We start from the raw sequence: 22,397 nt of genomic DNA, 5'->3' as shown, positions 1-22,397 counted from the left end.
CAAAATGAGGGTATTACATGGTGACTCATTGTCGCCGCATACAAGGAAGATCGCACTCGCATTGAGATTGAAACATCTCACCTATCAACTCGCGCCTACCTCGCCCTTTGAGGCGCATGAACGTGTCATTCATCACCCACCGATGCAAACGGTGGTCGCGCTCGCCGAAGCATCACATACCATTTACCAAGACACAGTGATTACGGCCTACCTAGATGATGCCTATCCTGATCCGCTGCTTTATCCCGGTAACCCCACCCATCGAGCCGAGATTCGCTGGATTGAATGGTTTTGTCGCTATCAGCTTGATCCCTTAATCACAGATACCTTGTTTTATCAGCGGGTAGTACGCGGGCATATTTTAGACAAAACGGTGGATCACCAAGCGGTGAACCAAGCCCTGCAAACATTACCCGCATGCTGCCAATATTTAGGTGAGCAGGTAAAGGCAATGCCCACCCAGACAGTGACGATGGCGAGTATCAGTGTGTGGAGTCTGTTTCGTTGCGCAAAAATGGCAGGATTGGTGCTGGACGACCGATTCGCCGCACTGAGTGATTACCTCTCGGCCCTCGACCAACACCCTTTGTTCGATGCCTATGCGCAGGAAGAAAATCATCAATTGACGCCGTTTTTCGCCAGCCCGATTAGCCTAGCGACAATCTAGGTATCAGCATGCTAATGGCCGATTCAATGATAGATGCGGCCATCGCCGTGATCGCTGATCGCTAGTGCTTTGTGTGACTGTCCTGAGTCGTAACCTCAATTCGAGCTTCGTCTGGACGAGCGAATTCACGCTTCAGTTCCGCTTTCGATTTCCACGTCACATTGCCCCCTTTCGCGACGGTCATGTGTTGGGGCTGGCTGTTGTGACGTGATTGATACAACATAACGGCTTGCAAGGCTTGGTCGCGTTGCGCTTGGTTCAAGCTGGTACCGTCTGGCCATTTGCCCGTCTCCACGGCATAGCACAACCGATCATATACTTCAGGCGTCATTGCCTTTAACACTTGTTCAATATCCATGATTACCTCTTGGCGATCCTCATTAGACTATTATGCCTGAACTTGGTGGGTGGACGGCATGCTTGGTTCAGTGCGCTTTATCACGCTTTAGACCATCAACTACACTCAAAGATCACGTATACTCATCGCAACTGACTCAGGATACGATAAACCATGGATTTACGATTACTCACGCGTTGTTTTTACCCATTGGGTCTGATTGCGAGTTTACTGCTACTCGCCGGCTGTGAAGGTGAACCGACCACGAATCAAGTCTGCGAAACCCACCCAGAGCTATGTGCAGGACTGAACACCGGTGATGGGCAATGCCGATTTGAGCGCTCTGATTTGATTTTCGATCGCTTATCTGTCTATCAAAACCCCACCGATATGAACAAGCTGGCCGAGCTTAAACAAACCAAAGTCTACCTGCGCTGCATGGAACTGGTGGCAGAAATTGAGCCCACCACCTTAAAAGAACGCAAAACTAAGCGTACCGAGGCGGTATATCATGCTTACGACGCCATTGAGCGACTAGAGAACGAACTGAAAGAATCTTACCAACCGCCCGTGATTTACTATCGCTGGTCTCAAGGCGATAACAGTGCGTTACCACAGTTTTTAAAGCTAGAGGGAACACGCCACCTCGAAACGCCACAATTGCAGCTCGGACTTGCCACCTATTATGTGTCACGCAACAAAGCGAAAACGGTAGAGATCCTACTCCATGCATTGTCGCTTTATGACGGTGAGAATGACACGGTTCGCAAAGAGGTGATCCCAGAAGCAATTAAGTCACTGGCGACCACTAATCATGCGCTAAAACGCTTTGAACATGCTTACTTGTGGGCAAAAGTGGGGGAAAGTTACAATCTTCCGATTGCGCGCGGTGATCGCCTCGCTCGGCTCTATCCATTGACAGAGCAGCAGCAAAAATCGCTACAACGTCTGGCGTTCGAGATCGCGGCCGCCATCGAAGACGGTGAGTTTGAAGCAACCTTGCTACAAGCGATCGACAAAGAGACTCAAGCATCCTCGTAGACAACTAGCCTCACCACTTCCGTGCAGCCCTTGTACCCGCATGCTGCACGGATGAGGCCGCCTCTGTTCCCGACTATCGCTTGTCATACCAGTTTAACTTTCACGATCGCGGTTCTACTTCTACGCTAACAATTACCAGCAGTCGCTCCGTGTCTGCAGCCGATGCGTTAATCGCTCGCGGTTAAAGCGCATACAGACATGGCCGCAAGGGCGTCAAATGTTTAGGCGATGTAAAAAAAATCCGTACTTTTTTTTGACTTTAAACAATTTTGGCTGCGATTACCCTTGCATGGCGGGGTCCTATTCTGTAATTTTACTACCAGTTTCATCTCACTAGAAATTAAGTTGTGGAGCAACATAATGACTATCAAAGTAGGTATTAACGGTTTTGGCCGTATCGGCCGTTTCGTATTCCGTGCATCTGTCGAGCGTAACGACATCGACGTGGTAGCAATCAACGATCTTATCGACGTTGAGTACATGGCTTATATGCTGAAGTACGATTCAACCCACGGTCGCTTCAACGGCACAGTTGAAGTAGAAGGTGGTAACCTTATCGTTAACGGTAAAACCGTACGCGTCACTGCAGAGCGCAACCCAGCAGACCTTAAGTGGGATGAAGTGGGTGTTGACGTTGTTGCTGAAGCAACCGGTATCTTCCTAACTGACGAAACCGCGCGTCAACACATCCAAGCGGGTGCGAAGAAAGTGGTTCTAACCGGCCCATCTAAAGATGCGACGCCAATGTTCGTTATGGGTGTTAACCACAACGACTACGCGGGTCAAGACATCGTTTCTAACGCTTCTTGCACCACCAACTGCCTAGCACCTGTCGCGAAAGTACTGAACGACAAGTTCGGTATCGTATCTGGCCTGATGACCACCGTTCACGCCACGACTGCGACGCAAAAAACCGTTGATGGTCCGTCTGCGAAAGACTGGCGCGGCGGCCGTGGTGCTTCTCAGAACATCATCCCATCTTCAACCGGTGCTGCAAAAGCGGTTGGTAAAGTATTGCCAGTACTAGACGGCAAACTGACTGGTATGGCGTTCCGCGTACCAACTGCCAACGTGTCTGTTGTTGACCTGACTGTAAACCTTGACAAAGCAGCGTCTTACGACCAGATCTGTGCGGCGATGAAAGAAGCGTCTGAAGGTGAGCTGAAAGGTGTTCTAGGTTACACCGAAGATGCCGTGGTTTCTCAAGACTTCATCGGCGAAGTACAAACATCAGTATTTGATGCCAAAGCAGGTATCGCACTGACTGACAACTTCGTGAAAGTGGTTTCTTGGTACGACAACGAAATCGGCTACTCAAACAAAGTATTGGATCTGGTTGCACACATCGCTAAGTAATGCGCATGTAACCCTATCCAACGTAAAGGCGGCCATTGGCCGCCTTTTGTTTATCAGGCCCCATGACTCGGGACCACGCTTTCTGTGAACGTGTCTTCGATAACTGATTAAGGAACACTTACCCAAGAGGATCAGGCTATGACTTCTCCCACTCTGCATGTTGAGCGTCAACTTTCTGCATCTGTCGATCTGTGCTATCGCCAGTCCGTTCCGATTCTTCGTGTTATTCACCCTGCGTGTTCAGCCACTATTAGCCTATTCGGCGGACACCTCATCACGTTTGCTCCTGCAGGTGAAAAGTCACTGACTTGGATGAGTGATAACGCTATCTACGATGCCAACACCCCCTTACGAGGTGGCGTCCCCATTTGCTGGCCATGGTTTGGTCACACCGGGCAACCTTCTCATGGCTTTGCTCGTCGTCAAATGTGGCAGTTAGCGAACATTGAAGAAACAGCGAAAGGCGTCACCATTCAACTGCAGTTATCCGACTCAGACGCTTCGCGAGCACTATGGCCACATTGTTTTCAGGCGACAGTGACCTTTACGCTCACTCATCACGCCGACATCGCCCTAACCGTGACCAATACAGACCAACACCCTTGGACCATGGGTGGCGCCTTGCACAGCTACCTTGCGGTAGAAGATAGCGAGCAAGCCAGCGTGGAAGGGCTCGGTTGTCAGTATCTTGATAACTTTGCGGCAGGCAACGCCGTGCCAGCGACGGGGAAAGTGACCTTCGAGGAGCCAGTTGATAGGATTTATACGGGGGCTAACAACACCCTCACCCTAACCGATCCAGTGGGAAACCGCCGTCTCAAGGTCAACAACCAAGGGGCAACCAGCGCCGTCGTCTGGAATCCAGGCCAAGCGGCGTCCATTCAGATGGCGGATATGGACGATAACGGATACCTTAAATTTGTCTGTGTTGAAGCGGCGATTGAGCAGCCCACACAAGTTGTCCATCCAGGACAAAGCTACACGTTAGCAACCCGGTTAATGGATGAGCGCCACTCAAGCTAAGCGCGCGTCACAGGCCGCTTCACACCCAAGCGGCCTGTTTTAATGGGTAAAACTACATAAAAATATAGTTTACCCCCAAGTAACCCGACGCGGCGGTAGATTGATCCACCATTGGGCTATCGGCAATATCATCATCCAAATTGGTGTAGCGCACACCACCCATTAGCTGAATACGCTCGGTCAGCATAAAATAACCACTGGCACCAATAAAATAATGGCCAGCCGAGCCCGGCTCATAAGCAGATAACCCCGACCGTGCCGCTTCGTCTTCGCTGATCCCATACAGGTGCTGATTGAGCTCATGGCTGTTATAGGAGTAACCCACTTCCGGTGATACGCCCCAACGAGCGTGATTAAAGCCATATTTCCAGCTTACTTCGCCATACACCCCGTCTCTGTCATGCGTGACGCCTTCCCCAGCCAGCACCTGGAAACGACCTATCGGCGAGTGGTACTGATAAGCTAACGCCGCCACAATCGACGTATCACGTTTGTCGAGCTGGCTCAGTTGCGGATCATCGGTATCGGCGGGGTCAAAACGGCGTGGATCATAGGTCGCTGATAAAACAAGATTGTGTGTTGAATCTTTCGGGGCTAGCCTTGCACCTGCCGTCAGCCCGCGAAAATAAAAATGGTCGGTATCAACATTGACCGTGGGGACCACAAGCGGGTCGGTATCCGTATCTTTATAGACCTGAGGTGAAAATGCGCCTATCACACCAGCAGAAACACGCGTCTCCGCGTAAGCACTGCCGGTGGCTAGCATAAAGGCGCAAGCGACCCAAGCCGTTTCTCTCGCTATGTTCATCATCTATTCCCTTCTTGTTTGACGGCTGGCAACCGTCAGCCTAATCGCCCTAACGGATAAAACTATCACCGTTAGCATACCTCACTCGCTTGAACGCCAGCTGTCAATATCTTGACAAGACAAGTGTACGGATACGGCAACAAAAATTATCGAAAAAACAAACAATTCTTTCACGCAAAATCGGCAAATCAGGTCTAACCTTATTAAAAGGAAAGGGACCATTCAGCCAATTTTGCACCTTTTCTTTTTGAGTTATTAGACGATTTAGGGGGCAGGACCATGACTATTTTCGATCACTATCGTCAGCGTTACGAAGAAGCGAAAGACGAGGAAATGAGCCTTCAGGAATTCTTGGATCTTTGCCGAGAGGATCGCGGCGCGTATGCCAACGCGGCAGAGCGTTTGCTGATGGCAATTGGCGAGCCAGAAAAGATTGATACCTCGCTTGATCCTCGACTCAGCCGTATTTTTTCCAACCGAGTGATTTCCCGCTATAAAACCTTTGAAGACTTTTATGGCATGGAAGACTCGATTGAGCAAATCGTCTCTTACCTCAAGCACGCCGCCCAAGGGTTGGAAGAGCGTAAACAAATTCTCTATTTACTCGGGCCTGTCGGCGGGGGTAAATCATCCTTGGCCGAGAAACTAAAGAGCTTGATGCAGCAAATGCCTATCTACGTGCTGACGGCGAACGGCGAACGTAGTCCAGTGAACGATCACCCATTTTGTCTGTTTGATGCCGAAGAAGACGGCCATCTACTCGAGAAAGAGTACGATATTCCCCATCGTTATATTCGCCATATTATGTCACCTTGGGCGGCGAAGCGGTTGAAAGAGTTTGGTGGGGACATTAGCCAGTTTAAAGTGGTGAAACTGCGCCCATCGATTCTCAACCAAGTCGGGGTGGCCAAAACAGAACCTGGGGATGAAAACAACCAAGATATTTCTTCACTGGTGGGTAAAGTTGATATCCGTCAGCTTGAACACTATTCACAAGACGATCCTGATGCCTACTCCTACTCTGGTGCGCTGTGTCGCGCCAACCAAGGGATGATGGAATTCGTCGAAATGTTCAAGGCGCCTATAAAGGTGCTCCACCCGTTATTGACCGCCACCCAAGAAGGCAACTATAACGGGACAGAAGGCCTATCGGCTCTGCCATTTGATGGCATCATTCTCGCACACTCAAACGAGTCCGAGTGGCAATCGTTCCGCAACAACAAAAACAACGAAGCCTTCCTCGACCGTGTCTATATCGTCAAAGTGCCCTATTGCTTGCGCGTGTCAGACGAAATTCGAATCTACAATAAGCTGCTGTCTTCCAGTGAGCTACGCCATGCGCCTTGCTCACCCAGCACACTGGATATATTGGCGCGCTTCTCTGTGCTTTCACGGCTAAAAGATCCTGAAAACTCTAGCATTTATTCAAAAATGCGCGTGTATGATGGCGAAACCTTGAAAGATACGGATCCCAAAGCCAAGTCCTATCAGGAGTATCGCGATTTTGCTGGGGTCGATGAAGGGATGGACGGGCTCTCGACACGCTTTGCGTTCAAGATCTTGTCGCGAGTCTTTAACTTTGACCACGCAGAAGTCGCCGCAAACCCCGTGCATCTTTTTTATGTGCTGGAACAGCAAATTGAACGTGAGCAGTTTCCGCAAGAGATCGCTGAACGCTATCTTGAGCACCTCAAAGGCTACTTGATCCCCAAATATATCGAGTTTATCGGCAAAGAAATTCAAACCGCGTATCTCGAGTCCTACTCAGAGTACGGGCAAAATATTTTTGACCGCTATGTCACCTATGCTGATTTCTGGATTCAAGACCAAGAGTTTCGCGATCCAGACACAGGTCAATTGTTTGATCGCTCAGCGCTCAATGCGGAACTGGAAAAAATCGAGAAGCCCGCTGGTATCAGTAATCCAAAAGATTTCCGCAACGAAATCGTCAACTTTGTCCTCCGCGCGCGCGCCAATAACGAAGGCAAAAACCCAGCTTGGACCAGCTATGAGAAGTTGAAAACCGTCATTGAGAAGAAGATGTTCTCCAATACCGAAGATTTGCTTCCAGTGATTTCCTTCAATACCAAAACGTCGAGCGAAGAGCAGAAGAAACACGACGACTTTGTCGCTCGTATGATGGAAAAAGGCTATACCCGCAAGCAAGTTCGCTTGCTCGCAGAGTGGTATTTGCGCGTGCGTAAATCATCGTAGCCCTCGGGCTGACGCAGATGACGGGAGAGAGATATGGCGCATTTTATTGATCGTCGTCTCAATGGCAAAAATAAAAGCACTGTCAATCGACAACGCTTTTTACGCCGACACAAGCGGCAAATTAAAGAGTCCATTGCTGACGCCGTCAACAACCGCTCGATCACGGATGTTGAAAGTGGAGAGGATATTTCTATCCCTTCTCGTGACATTCGTGAACCGACTTTCCACCAAGGCAAAGGGGGACAGCGTGATGCTGTCCACCCTGGTAATGATCAGTTTAGCCCAGGGGATCGTATCGCTCGTCCCCCTGGTGGCGAAGGGGGCGGTGCCGGAGAAGGACAAGCCAGTCCTGATGGCGAAGGTCAAGATGAGTTCGTCTTTCAAATATCAAAAGACGAATATTTGGATCTCTTGTTCGAGGATCTTGAGCTTCCGAACCTGAAGAAAAACCAAATGAATAAAATGGTGGAGTACAAAACGCATCGCGCGGGGTACACCTCAAATGGGGTGCCCTCGAATATTGCCATTGTACGTTCACTACAAAACTCACTGGCACGACGCACGGCGATGTCAGCCGGCAAACGCCGAGAGCTGGCAGAGCTTGAAGAGGCGCTTGAGCGCGTGCGCGAGGCCGAGCCTGCACAACCGCTTGAAGTGAAACGACTCGAAGAAGAAATCACGGCATTGAAGCGCAAAATCGCCGCGGTTCCGTTCATCGATACCTTTGACTTACGGTATAAAAACTACGAAAAGCGGCCACAGCCAAGTAGCCAAGCCGTGATGTTTTGCTTAATGGATGTGTCCGGCTCGATGGATCAAGCGACCAAAGATATCGCGAAACGGTTTTATATCCTGCTTTATCTTTTCCTTACACGCACCTATAAAAACGTGGAAGTGGTCTTTATTCGCCACCACACGCAGGCGAAAGAAGTCGATGAGCACGAGTTTTTTTACTCACAGGAGACCGGCGGCACAATTGTATCCAGTGCCCTGCGGCTGATGGATGAAATCATCAAAGATAGGTATGACCCGACAGAATGGAACGTCTATGCGGCACAAGCCTCGGATGGCGATAATTGGGCCGATGACTCACCCGGTTGCCGAGAACTACTGCAAAACACTCTGTTGCCGGTCAGCCGTTATTACGCCTATATCGAAATCACCCGCCGCGCGCATCAAACACTGTGGCGTGAATATGAGGCGTTGGCGCAAAGCCATGACAACTTTGCAATGCAAAACATTCGCTCAGCGGAGGAAATTTTCCCCGTGTTCCGCGAATTGTTTAAGCGTCAGGTCGAAGCCTGACGCCATACCGGCATAGACGTATTTTATCAGGGAGACATGGTATGGCTGTCACCAAAGGTAAACGTAACACTCCACTTCATGATGGACCCGATTGGACCTTTGACCTGCTCGAGCAGTATCACAAGGAAATCAAACGCGTCGCTGAACACTACAAGCTGGATACTTATCCAAACCAAATCGAAATCATTGCCGCTGAGCAAATGATGGATGCTTACTCAAGCGTCGGGATGCCCATCAATTACAATCATTGGTCGTTTGGTAAAAAATTTATCGAGACCGAACGCAACTACAAACACGGGTACATGGGGCTCGCGTACGAGATAGTGATTAACTCCAATCCGTGTATTTCTTATTTGATGGAAGAAAACACCATCACCATGCAAGCGCTGGTGATGGCACACGCCTGTTATGGCCACAATTCCTTTTTCAAAGGCAATTACCTGTTTCAAACTTGGACAGACGCAGGCTCCATTATTGATTACTTGCTGTTTGCAAAAAATTACATCAGTGAATGTGAAGAAAAGTACGGCCTAGCAGAAGTAGAAAACCTGATCGATTCCTGCCATGCCCTGATGAACTATGGGGTCGATCGCTATAAGCGGCCACAAAAGATCTCTCTTGCCGAAGAAAAAGCACGCCAAAAAGCCCGAGAAGACTACCTGCAAACGCAAGTCAATGAACTCTGGCGTACCATCCCGAGTGGCCAAAAAGAGCAAGAAGAAGAAAAACGCCGTTTCCCTGCCGAGCCACAAGAGAACCTGTTGTATTTTTTTGAAAAGCACTCTCCACTGCTTGAGCCATGGCAGCGAGAAATCGTGCGGATAGTGCGCAAGGTCAGCCAGTATTTTTACCCGCAAAAGCAAACTCAGGTGATGAACGAAGGCTGGGCGACATTTTGGCACTACACCATCCTGAATCACCTTTATGATGAGGGGCTGGTGACTGATAGCTTTATTATGGAGTTTTTACATAGCCACACCAATGTGGTGGCACAACCGCCTTACAACAGTCAGTTCTATTCCGGCATTAACCCCTACGCACTCGGGTTTGCCATGTTCCAAGATATTCGTCGCATTTGCGAAAATCCCACTGAGGAGGATAAGTACTGGTTTCCCGATATCGCCGGGAAAGACTGGCTCGACACCGTTCATTTTGCGATGGCCAACTTTAAAGATGAAAGTTTCATCAGTCAGTTTCTCTCGCCTAAAGTAATGCGGGATATGAAGTTTTTTGCCGTCAATGACGATGACCGGCAAAGCTACATTGAAGTGACCAGTATTCATAATGAACAAGGTTATCGCCAATTACGTGAAGATCTCTCCGCGCAGTACAATCTCAGTAATCGCGAACCGAATATTCAAGTCTTCGATGTCGATTTACGTGGCAACCGTTCACTCACGCTTCGCTATGTCCCTCATAACCGGATCCCACTCGCGAAGTCTTATGAAGAGGTGCTCAAGCACGTCCATCGGCTGTGGGGGTTTGAAGTGATCCTCGAAGAGGAAACCAGTGAAGGACGCGGAAAAATACTGAGTAGCTGCCCCAAGCGGCCGCAGTTTGATCCTGACATCTTGATGGGCAGCCACTAACCTTGTCGAGCCATCCATAAAAAAGCCGCCATGGTCATTAGCATGGCGGCTTTTCTTGATACACATGGTTTCACTCATTGGATCGCGTTAGGCTTCTTCTTCAGCCATATGTGCCGCAATCGTTTCACGGTTACTAAACCACAAGCCACCGCACTCACGTCCGTATTGTTTGACTCGATCACCAATCATTGGGTGCTGATTATTGGCTATCATATCACGTAAGTCATTGTAAAAGCTCAATGCATTTTCACAGGCGCGGCGATCCATAAAGTAATATCCGCCCACACGCGAATAAATCTGACGCATGCCATTAATGGTTAACACATACACCTTGTTGCCAGAAAAATGCGCCATCCCTTGGAACAAACGATAGTCAAAGTGATTAAACGCGCGCCCCATACAAATGCGCTCGCACAAGGCGGGATCTTGCTTACCGTATTTGTCCTGGATCTTTTTAACGTCTTTTAAGACTTCACCTTGTTCATCGATAAGTCCCAAGAACTGCTCAAAGCTTTCGCACTCAAGCACTTGCTCACAACGTTTAATCACATGGTCAATAAGGTTTAAGCAGTCATCAGCTCGGTTTTTCGCTGCATAACGCATGTACACGCCACTGATGTCGGTGCGCGCCGCGAGTAAGTCCTCAAGCACACCATGCACATCTTGCCCCTCTAGGGTGACTAGCGTATCAAGAATGCTCAGTCCTGACGTACGCATATAATCATTTACGCGTGTTGGTTTGCCATGTTGAATGGTTAACCAGCCATCACGCGCCAGGCGCTGCAACACTTCACGTAAGGTGGTGCGAGTGACCCCAATCAGTTCAGACAGTTCACGCTCTGCAGGTAAAATGGACCCTTTAGGAAAGTGATTATTCCAAATACTTTCAATTATATATTTTTCAGCAAATGTTGCTGGGCTATCCGCCTTTATAACCATTGAATCTAAATTCCAATTTGCTTCTTGCTTTGATTAATAACTCATCATACCACTAGACGCCACCGGCAGAAACCGCTGAGTGAGATCACCGGATATCGCGTGACATCTGCTATCTTTTTGTACCAGATCAATGAAAAACTGGGCATAAATCGCAAAACTGATCCACACAAGATGTAACAAAATATGTCTGAGGCAAACTAGCGCACACTTATGCGTGACGAAGCTATCCATCTACGTATTGTGGTTAAACCACGCGTCCCGATAACCCTTCGTCACTGATATCTGTCACCCTCTTACTGTGCCCATGCATCCATTCGCCGATTGGGCGTTTGTGTCGGTGCACGTTACTCGCCCATCCGCGCGCTAGGTAGGCATAGATAACAATGAGACTTTCACTATGGCGAAGACCATGACACTCAGAACTGCGTTTCTTAAGAATTTTCTCGGCAAAGCACCTGATTGGTACAAACTAGCCATTGTTGGCTTTTTGATCCTTAACCCAATTGTTTTCGCGATCGACCCTTTTATCGCTGGCTGGCTACTGGTGGTCGAGTTTATTTTCACCCTCGCGATGGCTCTGAAATGCTACCCGCTGCAACCCGGTGGCTTATTGGCGATTGAAGCGGTCGCCATCGGCATGACCAGTCCCGCACAAGTCAAACATGAATTAGTGGCCAACGTTGAGGTTCTGCTACTCCTCGTCTTTATGGTGGCCGGGATCTATTTTATGAAACAGTTACTGCTGTTTATTTTCACCAAAATCCTGTTGGGCATCCGATCGAAAATCGCCTTATCATTGGCCTTTTGTGGCGCGGCGGCGGCGCTCTCTGCCTTTTTGGATGCCTTAACCGTAATTGCCGTGGTGATCAGTGTCGCCGTGGGCTTTTACTCCATTTACCACCGCGTCGCGTCCGGAAAAGAGTTCGGCGCTAACCATGATCATACCTCGGATGAAAGCTTAAGCGACGAGCTTAGTCGCAACGATTTGGAAAACTATCGAGCGTTTTTGCGCAGCCTACTAATGCATGCCGGCGTGGGTACCGCACTAGGCGGGGTGATGACCATGGTCGGCGAGCCGCAAAACCTGATCATAGCTGACCAAGCCGGCTGGCATTTTGGCGAGTTTATTTTACGCATGTCTCCGGTCACGCTACCGGTTTTCTTTGCCGGCTTGCTGACCTGTGCCCTTGTCGAAAAGTTTGGCTGGTTTGGCTATGGCGCACACCTACCGCAAAACGTATTAAAAATTTTGGTGGGATACGATAACGCACAGCGGGCCAAGCGCACACCACAGGATGTCGCCAAGTTAGTGGTACAAGCACTCATTGCTGTTTGGCTGATCACCGCATTGGCTTTACATTTGGCCGCCGTCGGTTTAATTGGCTTAAGTATCATTATCCTTGCCACGGCGTTTACGGGCGTCGTCGATGAGCACCATATCGGTAAAGCCTTTGAAGAAGCGCTGCCATTCACCGCGCTATTGGCGGTCTTTTTCTCTGTGGTCGCAGTAATCATTGACCAGCACTTATTTACACCGGTGATTGATCTCGTGTTGTCACTGGACGGGCATTTGCAATTGACCATGTTTTATATCGCCAATGGCCTGCTTTCTATGGTGTCAGATAACGTGTTTGTCGGCACCGTGTATATCAACGAGGTGAAAACCGCCCTGCTCAATGGCGTGATTGGCCGCGAGCAGTTCGATATGTTAGCCGTTGCGATTAACACAGGCACCAACTTACCCTCGGTCGCCACGCCCAATGGCCAAGCGGCTTTCTTATTCTTACTCACCTCAACCCTCGCGCCGCTGCTACGCCTTTCTTACGGGCGCATGGTATATATGGCTTTGCCTTATACCATTGTCATGGGCGTATTGGGCGTGATTGGCATTGAGTTTTTCTTGGTGCCCGCTACCGAGTGGATGCTACACCAAGGTTGGATTTCCGAAACCATCCACATGGGCCAGCAAGCCATACCGAGCACTCACTAACGCACTTCTATCATTGACCTTCGTCTCAACAAACGATTGAATAGCAAGGCTCTCAATATAGGGCCTTGTTTTTTATCAGGAGTGAGTTATGTGGCGCGCCTTAAACCAGTTTTCTCGCAGCCGAGCGTCCTGGCTGTTGTTGCTTCTATGCGTTGTGGGGCTGGAAGCCACCGCGCTTTACTTTCAACATTATCAAGGGCTGGCACCTTGTGTGATGTGTATCTATGAACGCGTTGCCCTATTTGGAATTGGCGTGGCTGCCTTGCTGGGTTTAATCGCGCCCAACGACCCTTTTTGGCGTACTCTCGGCTTGCTTGGCTATGGCGTCACAGCTGGGTGGGCGCTCAAGCTCTCATTAGAGCACGTCAGTTATCAATTTCCTGATCCGAACCAACTGTTCGGTGCCACCTGCGATGTGGCGGTGAACTTCCCTACTTGGGCGCCACTCAACCAATGGCTGCCATCCGTCTTTGAAGCATACGGTGATTGCAGCAAAGTGGTGTGGCAGTGGCTAGGCTGGTCGATGCCCCAATGGCTAGTGGGGATCTTTTCCGCGATGTTAGTTGTCTGGGCGCTAGTGGTAATTGCCCAGTTTATTGGCCGTCCTCCACGCCGCATTTTTTCATAATGGCGGGTGACGGATCGTGCAAGATAGCGTCGGCTTCATCGGCGCTTTCGCTCCTTGCGACGCGGTTGAACCGCTCACAAAGCAACTTGATTAAGGGGCGATCTGCGCCACTAAAAACCCCAGCATCAAGGCGATGAGGCTCACTCCAATAGATGGCCTGATGTTGGTGTAGCACGGGCGGTCCATCAAGGATGTCACACCAAAAACTGCACAATAAGATCACCTTGTCGCCGTAGTTGAATTCGGTTTCCACAATCGGTGCCCCGACATGGATCTCTACCCCAAATTCTTCACGCCACTCGCGTTTGAGAGCCTGCTGGTCAGTCTCGCCTTGCTCGACTTTGCCGCCGGGAAATTCCCACCAACTAATAAACTGCGCATCTGGCTGCCGTTGGGCCACCAGCACTTGCTTGTCGCGCATGGCAACGCCGGCCACAACACGTATTGGCGAGGATTGTTTTAACGATTTCATGTCATTAACGCCCACAGCACTTTTTGAACTTGGCACCACTGCCACATGGGCAAGGATCGTTGCGACCTATCGACTTAAATGGGTTAACCTGGTGCGCACCATGCGTGCCTTGTTGCGCTTCATCCGCCGCTTTCGCCACGTCTTGGATCATTAAATCCAGTTGATCCATATATTGGCCCGGCTCAACATCAATGCCAACCTCTTTCATCTGCGCTAACGTGCCTGCTTCATCGTGCAGCAGCAGCATGCTAGTGACTAAGGCGGATAACATCCGGCGACTGCCATCATTCATGCTCACATCGTGCCAATGCGGCTCAACATAGGGCCACACCGCTAAAAAACCCTCGGCGAAAGCTTGGGCGTGCTCACCGCGCATCGACAACATCAAGCTATCCGGCAATACATAATCATTACGCATCAAGGCGTGATATTGCTGCTCGAGGTGCGCCAGCACTGACTGTTTATCGTCTGGATGGAGACCGGCCGCCTCCTCGTCGTCTTCTACGCCAGCGGTCACTAACACCGACAGCCAAGTGTCAGGATCCAGCGGGGCAGGACAAATGTTCGCAGCCAGCAGTGCACCTTCTACAAAGCTGGCAGGCATACCGTCCCAGTGCTCAGAGAGCGTCATTAGTGTTGACATAAACTTTCCTGTGTCATCAATTCTGTATGTTCACGTGCTTTATCGAGTGCACGCACTATCTCATCGGCGCGATTAAGAACGCGAATCACCTTAAAGTAGGCATCCGCCTGGGGATAATATTGGCGCAAATACTTGAACCATTGCTTGATGCGGTTGGGGAAATACTGCGCCTTATCACCTTGGCGTTCTTGCTCGGTATAGCGAACCAGCAATGCTAGCACCGCAGGCCAAGGCATCGGTGCAACGCCATCACGGATGTGCTGGCCCAAATTGGGCATGTTTAACGCCCCACGGCACACCATTAAGGTGTCGCAGCCGGTCATTGCTTGGCAGCGCAGTGCATCCTCACGGTGCCAAATATCGCCATTGGCCGTGACTGGGATGGGCACGTGTTGATTAATGTCAGCAATTAAATCCCAACGAATGGTACCCGCTTTGTAGCCATCGCGCTTGGTACGTCCGTGAACCACTAACTCATCAGCGCCTGCCTTTGCCACGGCCTCGGCAATGAACAAGTAATCATCAAGATCATTAAAGCCAAGACGTATTTTGGCGCTCACCGTATAGGCAGGATCCACCGTATCGCGCACCGCTTTAACCACATCAAACATGTGCTCCGGGGTTTTGAGCAACGCCGCGCCCCCACGGTTGCCATTCACCGTTTTCGACGGACAACCAAAATTGATATCAATGCCTTGCGAGCCCAGTTGGATCGCGCGGACGGCATTGCTCGCCATCGCCGTTGGATCTTGGCCCAATAGCTGTACACGAACCGGGGTCCCCGCCGTCGTGGTGCCCCCATGCGCTAACTCAGGACAAAAGCGATGAAAGACTTTTTCCGGCAAGCGTTGGTCAACCACGCGCACAAACTCAGTGACACAGAGGCTGTAGTGATTAATCTCCGTGAGCAGCTTGCGCATCAAGGGGTCCAGGACACCTTCCATCGGGCCTAATACAATGCGTGGGGATTGATAATTCGTGTGACTCATGCCGTACCTTTACCGTTAAGGCGCGCTATTTTGCCAGCTTTTCCACCAAAGCGCAGCTAACAAAAAAAGCCAGTCGCAATAGGACTGGCTTTCAACGCATTAGCGACGCCGATAAGGGCTTAGCCTTCAGCTCTCGCCGCTTCAACCATGGCTTCGAGCTGTGGGTACGGCAAATAGCCGGGCGCGACCTGATCGCCAATGATCATCGCGGGCGTACCTCTTAGCCCTAGCTCAACAAACGCGCGATAGTTCTCTGCGACCGCTTTTCCGGTCATTTCTTTGCCGGCAAGCAATGCTTCGGTACCGGTTTTCTGCGCGATTTTCTCTAACGAGCGCGCATCATGCATACCGCGCTTTTTCATCAATAATTCATGGACCTGCGCAAATGTCTGTGGCTGTTCTAGCCACACGTTCATCGCATACACCGCGGAATTAGTGCCGAGCGATTCGATACTCTGCTGTTTGAGTGGTACAGCAATATTAATCACCTTGACATCGTCATGCGCGGCCACCAGTTTCTGCAATTCTTCTTCCAGTTTTTTACAGTATGGGCAGTTGTAATCCATAAAGTTCACCACGGTGACCTCAGGGTTCTCAGCACCAATCCAGCTGTGGGTGTCCGATTCAAACCAGTCACGACGTGCGGCAAGGTTTTCCTTTAACGTTTTTTGCTGTTCAACAAACTTTTGCAAACTCTGGTTGAGGTTGGCGATCAGTTTGGGGTTCTCTTCTAACAAGCTGACAATCTCATCCAGTTGTGCTTGCTCCGTATCCGACAACGCGTGGGCACTGACCGGCAGCGCTAAAAGCAGTAGAGCCCACATTGGGGCGATATAGCGAGATAAGGACATTGGGTTTCCTTTTGATAAATGTAAATTCATAACACCAGCCTTAACCATAGGCCAAACGGTGTTGTGAAGCCTGTTGTTATTGATGTGATTTCTCCTTGCTCGACCACCATCACGGTAGGCGTCACTTTCACCGCAAATGCTTTAGAAAGCGCCCCGCTTTGATCGTTCACTACAGGAAAATCATAACCATGATGCGCAAGGTATCCGGCAATGTGTTTGTTTGAGCCTGAGCGTAACGCGATCGAGACCACCTGCGCATGACCACTTAACCAATCTACCGAGGGGGTCACAAAACGGCATACCCCGCACCAGGTTGCCCATACATAGACAAGCACGGGTTCGTCTTGCGACATCGCCACCAAATCCTGTTGGCGGCCATCCAGCAGACGCATTGACGCGACGGGGACCTCACTGGTATCGATATCGCGGCTTCGCCACCAATCCACTGTGGTGCTAGATATCAGTACAAACACGGTGAGCCAGCACAGGTCACGCGCACCGCGTTTGACCCGCATACGCCAAGACCGTTTTGTTTGCTTGGCCGTCATGGCGTTTTCGCCTGCTCAATGGCCGCCATCACCGCCTTGTCAGTCAAAATGACAGGTAAGGGGATCCCCTCTGGTGCACCGGGACCATAGACAATGTTAAACGGTACGCCATAACGCTGGTGCTTTTGCAAATACTGAGTCACGCTATCACTCGGACGGGTCCAATCTCCTTGCATCGTCACCACATTCGTTCCGGTAATGGTGTCATACACGGGCGATTGTAAAATCACCCCCACCTTATTGGCATGACAGGTAATGCACCAATCCGCAGTGACATCAACAAACACCAACTTACCCTGATCCACCGCTTGGTCGATCGCGGCTTCATCCAGACTCACCCAATCCGGGTCAGGATTGAGCGGCGTTGCCCACCGCTGTGCTGTCAATGATGCGCCGATAAGCCCCAGCACGATAACCAGCAGCAGTCCTGCCGCGCCTTTAATCGCAGCCATCTTGCCGAGGGCACGATACGTCAGCCAGATACTGGCAGCCAGCAACAGCGTCCCCATTACGATTGCGCCTAACACACCGAGGTACGGCATCCACAGCCAGAATAGCCACACCGTGGTGCCGGCCAGCAACAGCGCAAAGACCCGTTTGACATGATTCATCCACGGGCCAGGCTTGGGTAATGCGCGCGTCAGCCCTGGAAAAGCGGCGACCAGCAGCCACGGTAGCGCCATACCAACCGCGAGCGCGGTAAAGATCAGCCAAAGCGCCGTCAACGACCCACCCAGCGCGTACGCCACGGCCGTGCCGAGGAAAGGGGCCGAACACGGTGTGGCCAGTAATGTGGCAAACACGCCTTGAACAAAATGCCCGCTACGGGTGTGACCACCACGTGTCGCTAGCCACGTCTGCCAACTGGGCGGTAAATCAATACGCAGCACATCAAATAAGCTCAGGGCGAACAGCCAAATCACCAGCGTCATCACCCCAATAAATATCGGGCTTTGGAACTGGATCCCCCAACCCACGGCTTGACCCGTCAGTTTTAAGATCATTAACAACCCAGCAATCGCCCAAAAGGACACCAGAATCCCAGCGGCTGACGCCAAAAACTGACCACGAATGGTGCCACGTGTCGCATCTGGGTTGGCAACGATACTGTTGAGCTTAAGGCCCAGCACCGGGAGCACACAGGGCATCACGTTAAGGATCAATCCCCCTAACAGCGCGATACCGCCAATCATCCAGATCGAGAATCCGGTTTGCGAAACCACACTCCCCGCCCGCACGGTAGTGCTGTGCTCAGCCAGCAGCTGCTTATCCATGACAGTCACTTGAATGGGTTTATCGGTAAGGTTGGGGGGCTCAATCCAATTGGTGACATCAAAGGTCGCGGTCAAGGTATCGCCATCACGGTGGATACTGGGCACGCCAAAGGTATCATCGATAACGGCATCACCATCCACCAGCATGTCGGGTTGCTGCCAAGCTTGGCTCCCAGTCACAGTGACCGCGAGCTGTTGCTGGTTGGCATCCCACACCGCGGATTCAATCTGCACACTGGGAAGTGGCTTAGGTACCTGACTCATCGCTTGGTTGAACTGATACATCCGCTCGCCATCCGCCTCAAGCGTGCTCGGGGTAAAGTCGAGCGAGATAGGGTAATCAGTGATCACACACACACTGGTGCACGAGGACAAGCGCAAGGTGGCATCGAGCGAAACCGGCTGTTGCCAGGTTTCAACCTCAAAGGTCAGCGGGAAAGTCACCTGCCCTTTGTAGCCCAGCATGGTCAGGCCAAGTAGCTCATGGCGACTAGGGGCCGGCCAGTGCCAGGTAATATCACCCAGGTTTTGGCTGTCGTTGATGATAAGTTCCGGTGCGACTCCGCCCTCACCTGGCGAGCGCCAATAGGTTTTCCAGTCGCCTTGTAAACGGATAGAGAGCAACCCATCGAGGTGCTCAGTCTGTGGATGACCTTGTCCGGTTAAGGCGAGGCGCGCCTTAACGGGCGGATGGTCGGGGTTACTGAGCCAACCTGTATCAGGCGCAGTGGCCCGTACCGCCGGGCTGAGTAGCAGTAAGCACAAAAACAAAAGCGGCAGTAAAGCAACGCCTTGCCAAACATGACCGTGTTTAAAAGCGTGCCAATAGTCATTGAGTCGATTCATAAGTCTGTTCCTTGTTAAAAATAAAGACGCCATTGAGAAAAAGGCGCTTTATTCTCGGAACACACATAAGCAAAGGTGCCGTCGTCGATAGGTAGGCGGGTCATGGGTGGGTAACACCACCAAGAGACGGAACGTTGCCATCACCGCAAGTAACACAATCAGCCACCAAAGCGGTGATGGTAGCCAGTCTAACGCCAACGCAGAAGGATGCATTAATTGCTCGGAAAGCGCACATTTTTTATCCAGTGCGCTTTTTGCTCCCTCTACGCCACCAATATTGACTGCTTGGCAAGTCGCTTGTACCCCTGATTGCCAACTCAGTTGATTTTGCAAAGCACACACCGCCAGTACCCAAAGCGCAATGGCGAGGGCCCAGCCAGCTTTTGAACGACGCGTGTACCTTTGCATGTCACCTCCTGTCGAGTTGGCCATCATTATGCCCAACAACAGAAATTAAACAATGGGGGAGTCTGCGCCATAGGGCGACAATGTGCTGGGGTTATCGCAGTTGCTGAGTCAGCTGGATATGATCTTCCCAATCAATCACATCGATTTCATACACTACGCTGTCTTTTACCGAGATCCCCGCTTTATGCATCGCCGCCTTTGATCCTGTGATCAGCGGATGCCACTCGGGTAAGGGTTTATGTTCAGCCAGCAAGCGATAGGCACAGGTTTCCGGCAACCAATAAAACTCATCAATCTTATCGCGGGTAAGCTTCAAACATGACTCTTTATACGAAAAGCGGTTGGGATAATCTTTGCACGAGCAGGTTTTATCATCGAGCAAACTACAGGCGACATTGGTGTAGTAAAGCTCGTCTGTCTCTTCATCAATCAATTTGTGTAGGCAGCAGCGGCCACAGCCGTCACAGAGTGATTCCCACTCCTCATCACTCATTTGTGCCAGGGTCTTTTGTTGCCAAAAAGGCGTGCTCATGGTGTTTAATCTCTTTTTTTATTGCCGCCTTTTCACGGCAACGACATTGCGCGCTTGTTATAACCATCATAGCCGTAAAGTGCAAGCAAGCCTTTGTGTGGGTTGGATAGTCCAAAAGTGAGTGGTAGAGTGCCCGACTTTACACGTTGACGGAGGCTATGATGATGCCAACTTCATCGCCATTTTCGTGCCGTCTTGGCTGCGGCGCTTGCTGTATCGCGCCTAGCATTTCGTCACCGATCCCCGGTATGCCAAACGGTAAACCTGCTAACACCCGTTGTGTACAGCTGGATGAACGCAACCTCTGTCAGCTGTTTGGATCCGACGCCCGCCCCGAGGTGTGTGCCGCATTCGATGCGGATCCCGAGGTATGTGGTGATACGTACCAGCAAGCGCTCGATAACCTTATTTATCTGGAAGCGGCGACATAAAAAACGCTGGCTTATCTTAGCCAGCGCTTTATCTATCAGCGTGTTTTCACCGCGAGCTTGTTAGCTTTGAATGCCTACGATTAGCCAAGGTGCATTGGGCTGGCTTAAGTCACGTTCTAAGTGCCAAATATCCGTAATGTCTTCTTCGACCCCCTCCACGCGGTCACAATAACGACCGGTGAATTTTAAGCTCAATTGTGCCCTGCGGCTGTCATAATCGGCGCGAACAATCTCGGCATCCACATACATGACTTCAGTGTGTTGTTCACTGCCCAATCGTGCACGCTCGGCCGCGAGATCGTTATAAAGCTCAGGCGTCACATACTCTTGAATTTTCTCAAGCTCGTTATGGTTCCATGCGCCTTGCAAAATCCGATAATGCTCACGGGCTCCGCTCAAGAAACTTTGCATGTCGAACTGAGGCGGAAAGTTAAATGGCACATCGTTTTGCATGCCCCCAAACCCACCTGACGTCGCGCCTGTGCCTGCCGCGTTTTGTCGAAATGCATGAGGCTTTTCATGGTAATAACCTTTGTGTTGCCCCGCGTAGGCCGGCCCTTGCGCCTGAGCCCCTGCTTTGGCTTGGGTGAGCCCGCGGAGAAACTTCATGGCGAAGTAGGCGATCAGGCCTAGAATCAAGATATCCATAAATTGGATACCCTCAAACGCCCCGCCGAAGAATGCGGCCAACAAACCACCGGCGAGCAAACCGCCGAGTAAACCACCGGCGAGCCCTTTTTTACTTGTTTTCGAGGTATTCTGTTTGAGGGTGTTGGTATTAGTGGTGGTATTTTTTGGCGCAGGCGCGGTTTTAAAGCTTTTACCAAAAGACTTGCCGCCGCCGAAGCGTTTCGCTTCTGCGTAAGGCGCTGTCACAACAAAGACAACCATCAAGGCTGCAACAGAGAGTAATTTTTTCATCATCGCATCATCTGTGGTTTAAGACCGTTATCATGCTAGAGTCTCTGGTGGTGAAGTCAATTGGCAGAGCGGGAATAATTGTTACCAAACGTCATCCAAACACCACTGTTTTGGCGTCAGTAGGAACCATTTGCCACGCAGGCACTCCAAGCCATTAGTATTCTTTTCACTGCAATAGGACCAAGCCATGAATGATACCCACAGTAAATTTGTTGGTTACTTACTCTGGATCTTTGGTTTTCTCGGATCCCACCGGTTTTACTATGGAAAACCAGTAACTGGCACCCTCTGGTTTTTCACCCTAGGTCTGTTCTTCGTTGGCTGGATTGTGGATTTGTTCTTGATTCCTTCCATGGATAAAGAAGCCGATCTCCGTTTTCGCAGTGGCCCCACGGATTTTACCATTGCCTGGCTATTACTGACCTTTCTGGGTCTGTTTGGCATTCACCGTATGTACATGGGTAAATGGATCACTGGCTTTATTTACCTATTTACCGGTGGCTTTTTCTTAATTGGTGTGCTGTATGATTTTTGGACACTCAATGAGCAAGTGTCGATTAAAAACATGCAAAAATTCTCTTAGTC

Annotated in this window: 23 protein-coding genes; 11 read left to right on the top strand and 12 right to left on the bottom strand. The window is 50.5% G+C overall.

Translation table 11 applies throughout. From position 1 onward, the window contains the following. Window positions 1–4 precede the first annotated feature (4 nt). Window positions 5–667 carry a glutathione S-transferase family protein gene (locus BZG20_RS02840; protein WP_077578062.1) on the top strand — a complete coding sequence of 221 codons (663 nt, stop codon included), beginning with the start codon at window positions 5–7 and terminating at the stop codon, window positions 665–667. A gap of 61 nt (window positions 668–728) precedes the next feature. On the opposite strand, the gene BZG20_RS02835 is transcribed toward BZG20_RS02840, so the two are convergent. Further along, the gene (locus BZG20_RS02835) at window positions 729–1,025 is read right to left on the bottom strand and encodes a DUF1315 family protein (RefSeq protein ID WP_046075290.1); all 297 of its coding nucleotides are present in this window, start codon (window positions 1,023–1,025) and stop codon (window positions 729–731) included. Between the two features lie 153 nt (window positions 1,026–1,178). Between BZG20_RS02835 and BZG20_RS02830 the strand changes: the two genes are divergently transcribed. From BZG20_RS02830 to BZG20_RS02820, 3 genes are all read left to right on the top strand, one after another. Then, a complete protein-coding gene (locus BZG20_RS02830) occupies window positions 1,179–2,045 on the top strand; it encodes a DUF2989 domain-containing protein (protein WP_046075289.1) in 867 nt (288 codons plus the stop codon). A gap of 360 nt (window positions 2,046–2,405) precedes the next feature. Beyond that, complete coding sequence (gene gap / locus BZG20_RS02825; protein ID WP_046075288.1) at window positions 2,406–3,401, top strand: type I glyceraldehyde-3-phosphate dehydrogenase; 996 nt, start codon at window positions 2,406–2,408, stop codon at window positions 3,399–3,401. 138 nt (window positions 3,402–3,539) lie between these two features. Next, window positions 3,540–4,424 carry a D-hexose-6-phosphate mutarotase gene (locus BZG20_RS02820; protein ID WP_077578061.1) on the top strand — a complete coding sequence of 295 codons (885 nt, stop codon included), beginning with the start codon at window positions 3,540–3,542 and terminating at the stop codon, window positions 4,422–4,424. 52 nt (window positions 4,425–4,476) lie between these two features. On the opposite strand, the gene BZG20_RS02815 is transcribed toward BZG20_RS02820, so the two are convergent. After that, on the bottom strand, window positions 4,477–5,235 hold the full coding sequence (locus BZG20_RS02815; protein ID WP_046075286.1) for a MipA/OmpV family protein: 759 nt from the start codon (window positions 5,233–5,235) through the stop codon (window positions 4,477–4,479). A gap of 276 nt (window positions 5,236–5,511) precedes the next feature. Here BZG20_RS02815 and BZG20_RS02810 point away from each other — a divergent pair, with 276 nt between their 5' ends. The 3 genes from BZG20_RS02810 to BZG20_RS02800 are packed head-to-tail and all read left to right on the top strand — an operon-like array spanning window position 5,512 to window position 10,340. Further along, window positions 5,512–7,446 (top strand): PrkA family serine protein kinase, encoded by a 1,935-nt coding sequence (locus BZG20_RS02810; RefSeq protein ID WP_046075285.1) that lies wholly within the window; start codon window positions 5,512–5,514, stop codon window positions 7,444–7,446. Between the two features lie 33 nt (window positions 7,447–7,479). Continuing rightward, window positions 7,480–8,751, top strand: a complete 1,272-nt coding sequence (locus tag BZG20_RS02805) for a YeaH/YhbH family protein (RefSeq protein ID WP_046075284.1) — start codon at window positions 7,480–7,482, stop codon at window positions 8,749–8,751. Between the two features lie 41 nt (window positions 8,752–8,792). Beyond that, entirely contained in the window at window positions 8,793–10,340 is a 1,548-nt protein-coding gene (locus BZG20_RS02800; RefSeq protein WP_046075283.1) for a SpoVR family protein, read from the top strand. Window positions 10,341–10,427: 87 nt separating this feature from the next. Here BZG20_RS02800 and fadR read toward each other — a convergent pair whose 3' ends face one another. Then, entirely contained in the window at window positions 10,428–11,279 is an 852-nt protein-coding gene (gene fadR / locus BZG20_RS02795; RefSeq protein ID WP_046075282.1) for a fatty acid metabolism transcriptional regulator FadR, read from the bottom strand. A 409-nt stretch (window positions 11,280–11,688) separates the two neighbouring features. On the opposite strand from fadR, the gene nhaB reads away from it, so the two are divergent. After that, on the top strand, window positions 11,689–13,269 hold the full coding sequence (gene nhaB, locus BZG20_RS02790) for a Na(+)/H(+) antiporter NhaB (protein WP_077578148.1): 1,581 nt from the start codon (window positions 11,689–11,691) through the stop codon (window positions 13,267–13,269). Between the two features lie 88 nt (window positions 13,270–13,357). Further along, entirely contained in the window at window positions 13,358–13,897 is a 540-nt protein-coding gene (gene dsbB, locus BZG20_RS02785; protein ID WP_077578060.1) for a disulfide bond formation protein DsbB, read from the top strand. On the opposite strand, the gene BZG20_RS02780 is transcribed toward dsbB, so the two are convergent. The 8 genes from BZG20_RS02780 to BZG20_RS02745 all read right to left on the bottom strand — a co-directional run bounded on the left by BZG20_RS02780 (window position 13,863) and on the right by BZG20_RS02745 (window position 20,460). After that, window positions 13,863–14,369 carry a (deoxy)nucleoside triphosphate pyrophosphohydrolase gene (locus BZG20_RS02780; protein ID WP_077578059.1) on the bottom strand — a complete coding sequence of 169 codons (507 nt, stop codon included), beginning with the start codon at window positions 14,367–14,369 and terminating at the stop codon, window positions 13,863–13,865. The genes dsbB and BZG20_RS02780 overlap by 35 nt on opposite strands. A 4-nt stretch (window positions 14,370–14,373) precedes the next feature. Continuing rightward, a complete protein-coding gene (locus BZG20_RS02775) occupies window positions 14,374–15,012 on the bottom strand; it encodes an SEC-C metal-binding domain-containing protein (RefSeq protein ID WP_077578058.1) in 639 nt (212 codons plus the stop codon). Then, on the bottom strand, window positions 15,000–16,001 hold the full coding sequence (gene dusC, locus BZG20_RS02770) for a tRNA dihydrouridine(16) synthase DusC (RefSeq protein WP_077578057.1): 1,002 nt from the start codon (window positions 15,999–16,001) through the stop codon (window positions 15,000–15,002). Before dusC ends, BZG20_RS02775 begins: the two co-directional genes overlap by 13 nt. Before the next feature lie 119 nt (window positions 16,002–16,120). Continuing rightward, window positions 16,121–16,852: a DsbA family protein gene (locus BZG20_RS02765; protein WP_227486514.1), complete on the bottom strand. Its 732-nt coding sequence runs from the start codon at window positions 16,850–16,852 to the stop codon at window positions 16,121–16,123. Between the two features lie 26 nt (window positions 16,853–16,878). Continuing rightward, window positions 16,879–17,367, bottom strand: coding sequence for a protein disulfide oxidoreductase (locus tag BZG20_RS02760; RefSeq protein WP_158010010.1), 489 nt, complete (start codon window positions 17,365–17,367; stop codon window positions 16,879–16,881). Between the two features lie 29 nt (window positions 17,368–17,396). Next, window positions 17,397–19,520, bottom strand: a complete 2,124-nt coding sequence (locus BZG20_RS02755; RefSeq protein WP_077578055.1) for a protein-disulfide reductase DsbD domain-containing protein — start codon at window positions 19,518–19,520, stop codon at window positions 17,397–17,399. A gap of 48 nt (window positions 19,521–19,568) precedes the next feature. Further along, window positions 19,569–19,928 (bottom strand): hypothetical protein, encoded by a 360-nt coding sequence (locus BZG20_RS02750; RefSeq protein WP_077578054.1) that lies wholly within the window; start codon window positions 19,926–19,928, stop codon window positions 19,569–19,571. Window positions 19,929–20,019: 91 nt separating this feature from the next. After that, window positions 20,020–20,460, bottom strand: coding sequence for a YcgN family cysteine cluster protein (locus BZG20_RS02745; protein ID WP_077578053.1), 441 nt, complete (start codon window positions 20,458–20,460; stop codon window positions 20,020–20,022). A 164-nt stretch (window positions 20,461–20,624) separates the two neighbouring features. On the opposite strand from BZG20_RS02745, the gene BZG20_RS02740 reads away from it, so the two are divergent. Next, window positions 20,625–20,891 carry a YkgJ family cysteine cluster protein gene (locus BZG20_RS02740; protein ID WP_077578146.1) on the top strand — a complete coding sequence of 89 codons (267 nt, stop codon included), beginning with the start codon at window positions 20,625–20,627 and terminating at the stop codon, window positions 20,889–20,891. Window positions 20,892–20,951: 60 nt separating this feature from the next. On the opposite strand, the gene BZG20_RS02735 is transcribed toward BZG20_RS02740, so the two are convergent. After that, window positions 20,952–21,812, bottom strand: a complete 861-nt coding sequence (locus BZG20_RS02735) for a TIM44-like domain-containing protein (RefSeq protein ID WP_077578052.1) — start codon at window positions 21,810–21,812, stop codon at window positions 20,952–20,954. A 187-nt stretch (window positions 21,813–21,999) separates the two neighbouring features. Here BZG20_RS02735 and BZG20_RS02730 point away from each other — a divergent pair, with 187 nt between their 5' ends. Further along, window positions 22,000–22,395, top strand: coding sequence for a TM2 domain-containing protein (locus BZG20_RS02730; RefSeq protein WP_077578051.1), 396 nt, complete (start codon window positions 22,000–22,002; stop codon window positions 22,393–22,395). The last annotated feature ends 2 nt before the right edge of the window (window positions 22,396–22,397 follow it).

The sequence above is a fragment of the Salinivibrio sp. IB868 genome, from assembly GCF_001995655.1.
GTDB classification, from domain to species: domain Bacteria; phylum Pseudomonadota; class Gammaproteobacteria; order Enterobacterales; family Vibrionaceae; genus Salinivibrio; species Salinivibrio siamensis.
Note: the sequence above shows the minus strand (reverse complement) of the source record. Positions and strands in the feature narration are given on the sequence as shown.

What these genes read in the sequence shown, in the direction of transcription:
- nhaB (WP_077578148.1), top strand. Translation starts at nt 11,689, where the DNA reads ATGACACTCAGAACTGCGTTTCTTAAGAATTTTCTCGGCAAAGCACCT.
- BZG20_RS02730 (WP_077578051.1), top strand. Translation starts at nt 22,000, where the DNA reads ATGAATGATACCCACAGTAAATTTGTTGGTTACTTACTCTGGATCTTT.
- BZG20_RS02750 (WP_077578054.1), bottom strand. Translation starts at nt 19,928, where the DNA reads ATGCAAAGGTACACGCGTCGTTCAAAAGCTGGCTGGGCCCTCGCCATT.
- BZG20_RS02805 (WP_046075284.1), top strand. Translation starts at nt 7,480, where the DNA reads ATGGCGCATTTTATTGATCGTCGTCTCAATGGCAAAAATAAAAGCACT.
- BZG20_RS02830 (WP_046075289.1), top strand. Translation starts at nt 1,179, where the DNA reads ATGGATTTACGATTACTCACGCGTTGTTTTTACCCATTGGGTCTGATT.
- BZG20_RS02765 (WP_227486514.1), bottom strand. Translation starts at nt 16,852, where the DNA reads ATGTCCTTATCTCGCTATATCGCCCCAATGTGGGCTCTACTGCTTTTA.
- BZG20_RS02810 (WP_046075285.1), top strand. Translation starts at nt 5,512, where the DNA reads ATGACTATTTTCGATCACTATCGTCAGCGTTACGAAGAAGCGAAAGAC.
- dsbB (WP_077578060.1), top strand. Translation starts at nt 13,358, where the DNA reads ATGTGGCGCGCCTTAAACCAGTTTTCTCGCAGCCGAGCGTCCTGGCTG.
- dusC (WP_077578057.1), bottom strand. Translation starts at nt 16,001, where the DNA reads ATGAGTCACACGAATTATCAATCCCCACGCATTGTATTAGGCCCGATG.
- BZG20_RS02840 (WP_077578062.1), top strand. Translation starts at nt 5, where the DNA reads ATGAGGGTATTACATGGTGACTCATTGTCGCCGCATACAAGGAAGATC.
- BZG20_RS02780 (WP_077578059.1), bottom strand. Translation starts at nt 14,369, where the DNA reads ATGAAATCGTTAAAACAATCCTCGCCAATACGTGTTGTGGCCGGCGTT.
- BZG20_RS02755 (WP_077578055.1), bottom strand. Translation starts at nt 19,520, where the DNA reads ATGAATCGACTCAATGACTATTGGCACGCTTTTAAACACGGTCATGTT.
- BZG20_RS02760 (WP_158010010.1), bottom strand. Translation starts at nt 17,367, where the DNA reads ATGCGGGTCAAACGCGGTGCGCGTGACCTGTGCTGGCTCACCGTGTTT.
- BZG20_RS02745 (WP_077578053.1), bottom strand. Translation starts at nt 20,460, where the DNA reads ATGAGCACGCCTTTTTGGCAACAAAAGACCCTGGCACAAATGAGTGAT.
- gap (WP_046075288.1), top strand. Translation starts at nt 2,406, where the DNA reads ATGACTATCAAAGTAGGTATTAACGGTTTTGGCCGTATCGGCCGTTTC.
- BZG20_RS02815 (WP_046075286.1), bottom strand. Translation starts at nt 5,235, where the DNA reads ATGATGAACATAGCGAGAGAAACGGCTTGGGTCGCTTGCGCCTTTATG.
- BZG20_RS02775 (WP_077578058.1), bottom strand. Translation starts at nt 15,012, where the DNA reads ATGTCAACACTAATGACGCTCTCTGAGCACTGGGACGGTATGCCTGCC.
- BZG20_RS02800 (WP_046075283.1), top strand. Translation starts at nt 8,793, where the DNA reads ATGGCTGTCACCAAAGGTAAACGTAACACTCCACTTCATGATGGACCC.
- fadR (WP_046075282.1), bottom strand. Translation starts at nt 11,279, where the DNA reads ATGGTTATAAAGGCGGATAGCCCAGCAACATTTGCTGAAAAATATATA.
- BZG20_RS02835 (WP_046075290.1), bottom strand. Translation starts at nt 1,025, where the DNA reads ATGGATATTGAACAAGTGTTAAAGGCAATGACGCCTGAAGTATATGAT.
- BZG20_RS02740 (WP_077578146.1), top strand. Translation starts at nt 20,625, where the DNA reads ATGCCAACTTCATCGCCATTTTCGTGCCGTCTTGGCTGCGGCGCTTGC.
- BZG20_RS02820 (WP_077578061.1), top strand. Translation starts at nt 3,540, where the DNA reads ATGACTTCTCCCACTCTGCATGTTGAGCGTCAACTTTCTGCATCTGTC.
- BZG20_RS02735 (WP_077578052.1), bottom strand. Translation starts at nt 21,812, where the DNA reads ATGAAAAAATTACTCTCTGTTGCAGCCTTGATGGTTGTCTTTGTTGTG.